Below are 2,689 nucleotides of genomic sequence, written 5' to 3'. Positions count from 1 at the left end.
GCATGGCGAGGCCGACCACCACCGGCAGCCAGATGACCAGGACCAGCCGGTCCGCCTCGGACTCCTTGGGGTGGGCCACCAGCGTGAGCAGTCCGGTCGCCCCGGCCGTGGCGAAGAGCAGCGCGGCCCGGCCGGGCAGCGCCCGGAACAGGGCGGCGAAGCCGACCAGCAGCAGGGCCAGGAACGGCGAGGCGGCCAGCGGCGCGCCCCCGTTCCACCAGGCGTTGAGCTGGGCGGGCCAGAAGTCCCGGTTCAGCTCCACCAGGCGGGGCCACGGGTCGGGCACGTCCGGCCGGGTGAAGTGCACGGTGAACTTGTCCTGGAGCGTCTCCGCCGCGCCGGGGATGTCCAGCGCGGCGCTGAGGCCGAGCCAGACCGCCGTGGCCACGCCGCAGGCGGCGGTGAGCACGACCAGCCCCGGCTCCCAGCCGGCCCGGCGGCGGCGGGCCAGGGTCAGCGCGCCGAGCACCGCCGTCAGCGCGCCCGACAGCAGCAGGCCGGTCGCCGGCCGGGTGACGGTCGAGCCGAGCAGCGCGGCCAGCACCGCGCCGCCGAGCAGCAGCCGGCCGCGCGTCGAGCCGCCCGGCCGCAGCAGGGGTATGGCGGCGCAGAGCGCGGCCAACGCGAACGCCGTCGCGCCGGCCTCGGCCAGCAGCCGGCTCAGCCAGAACCCGGTGGGCAGGAGGAAGAGCAGCGCGGTGGCCGCGAGCGAGCTGACCAGGCCGCCACCGAGCAGCCGGACCGCCAGGGCCGCCAACACGCCGGCCAGCACGGCGAGCGCGGCGGTGGCCAGCACCATTCCCCGCTCCCCGAAGGCCAGCACGAACGGTGCCACGGTCAGCGAGTAGCCGGGCCGGGTGGTGAAGATCCGCTGGTAGCGCGGGGGCATGCTGGCGGCCCACTGCCGGGTGCCGGCGACGCAGGAGACACCCGGGCGCGGGCTCGGCATGCCCTGGCGGCAGACCAGCCGGGCGGCGAACCGGTCCGCCTCGGCGGACGGCGTGCCGGTCGCGGTGACCGCCTGCCGGGCGTACCAGTAGGTGTCCGGGTAGGCGTGCTGCGGCGCGGTCTCCCAGCGGCCCACCCACAGCAGGCTGCCGAGCGCGGCGGCGGCGAGCAGGCCGAGCACCAGCCGGAGGCGGGCCCGGCGGGCGTCCGGCGCGGTCACCGGCGCGCCACCGAGGTTTTGGCTACTCGACATCTCGCCCTACTTCCGGCGGAAGGTATCCGGCTGACAGTTTCCTCGCGCGGAGCGCGCATCGACGCGGTCGGCGCCGGGACGGACAGCGGGGAGGGTACGCTCCGGGGCGCGCGGAGGCGAAGTCGACCCGCGCTTTCCCACATCCATGGTGCGAGGGCGCCGGCCGGCGGTCTCGTACAATCGCTCGGGATCCGGGCCGGGTGACCCGGCCGGACAGCACCGGGCAGAGGCGGAGTAGCAGACGATGGGGCTGAACGGCGGCGCCGGCGCCCGGGGGCGTGTTGTCATGCTGGTCGACAACGGGGTCAACGGTGACTCCCGGGTACAGAAGGCCGCCCGTTCGGCCGCCGACGCCGGCTGGGAGGTCGTCCTGCTCGGCCGCACATCCGCCGGGCGCGAACAGAGCTGGCACCTCGGCGACGCCGAGGTGCGCCTGCTGCCGATGCCCGAGCCGCTGGCCAAGCGCCGGCACGAGTTCCGCCGTGGCTGGCTGCGCTGGCCGCTGGCGTACCCGCCCACCGGGATCGCCGCGCACCGCAGCCAGGCGATGAAGGCCTGGCGTGCGGACCTGACCTTCCGGCGGGCCGCCCTGACGGTGGCCGCGCGCGCCGGTGGCGCCGGCCGCCCGTCACCCCTGCGGTGGCACGCGCTGCGCGCGGAGGAGTTGGTCGCCGGGGCGACCCGCCGCTGGGTCTCGTTCCGCCACTGGCAGCTCACCCGGTCCCGGCGCGACCGGAAGAAGCTGGACGGGCCGCTGGACCGGGCGTACACCAGGTTCTGGCAGGCCGTGCAGGGCGACGGCGCCTGGCGGCGGCTGGAGCCGGGGCTGTGGGACTACGAGCTGGCCTACGGCCCGACGGTCGACGAACTGCGGCCGGACCTGATCCACGCCAACGACTTCCGCATGCTCGGGGTGGCCGCCCGGGCCAAGCTGCGCGCTGCCGCCAAGGGCCGGCGGGTCGCGGTCGTCTGGGACGCCCACGAGTACCTCCCCGGCGTGCAGGCGTGGCGCGACAACGTCCGGTGGCTGCCCGGCAACATGGCGCACGAGCGGGAGTTCGTGCCGTACGCGGACGCGGCGACGACCGTCTCCAGCGGGCTGGCCGACCTGTTGCAGCAGGAGCACGGCCTGGCCGAACGGCCGGAGGTCGTGCTCAACGCCCCCTCGCTGGCCGAGCTGCCCGGCCCGGGCGACGAGCCCGCGCCGGACATCCGCCAGCTCTGCGGGATCGGGCCGGACGTGCCGCTGCTGGTCTACAGCGGCGTCGCCGCCGCGCGGCGGGGCCTCGACGTCATGGTCGAGGCGCTGCCGCAACTGCCCGGGGCGCACGCCGCCTTCGTGGTCAACAAGCCCGACTCCGCGTACGTGAAGGGGTTGGTGGTGCGGGCGGGTGAGTTGGGGGTGGCCGAGCGGGTGCACGTGTTGTCGTACGTGCCGCATCATCAGGTGGTGCCGTTCTTGTCGGGGGCTTCGGTGGGGGTCATTCC

Annotated in this window: 2 protein-coding genes; one reads left to right on the top strand and one right to left on the bottom strand. The window is 75.8% G+C overall.

The genetic code is table 11. The features are described from left to right. The coding region (locus tag F6X68_RS32105) for a hypothetical protein (protein WP_151457749.1) at positions 1–1,201 on the bottom strand (1,201 nt) is incomplete at its 3' end. Positions 1,202–1,487: 286 nt separating this feature from the next. Between F6X68_RS32105 and F6X68_RS32100 the strand changes: the two genes are divergently transcribed. Beyond that, positions 1,488–2,689: glycosyltransferase (locus F6X68_RS32100; protein ID WP_151457750.1), on the top strand; the 1,202-nt coding region annotated here is incomplete at its 3' end.

The organism is Micromonospora sp. AMSO12t (assembly GCF_008806585.1).
Lineage (GTDB): Bacteria > Actinomycetota > Actinomycetes > Mycobacteriales > Micromonosporaceae > Micromonospora > Micromonospora reichwaldensis.
This window is presented reverse-complemented; position numbering and strand designations above follow the sequence as displayed.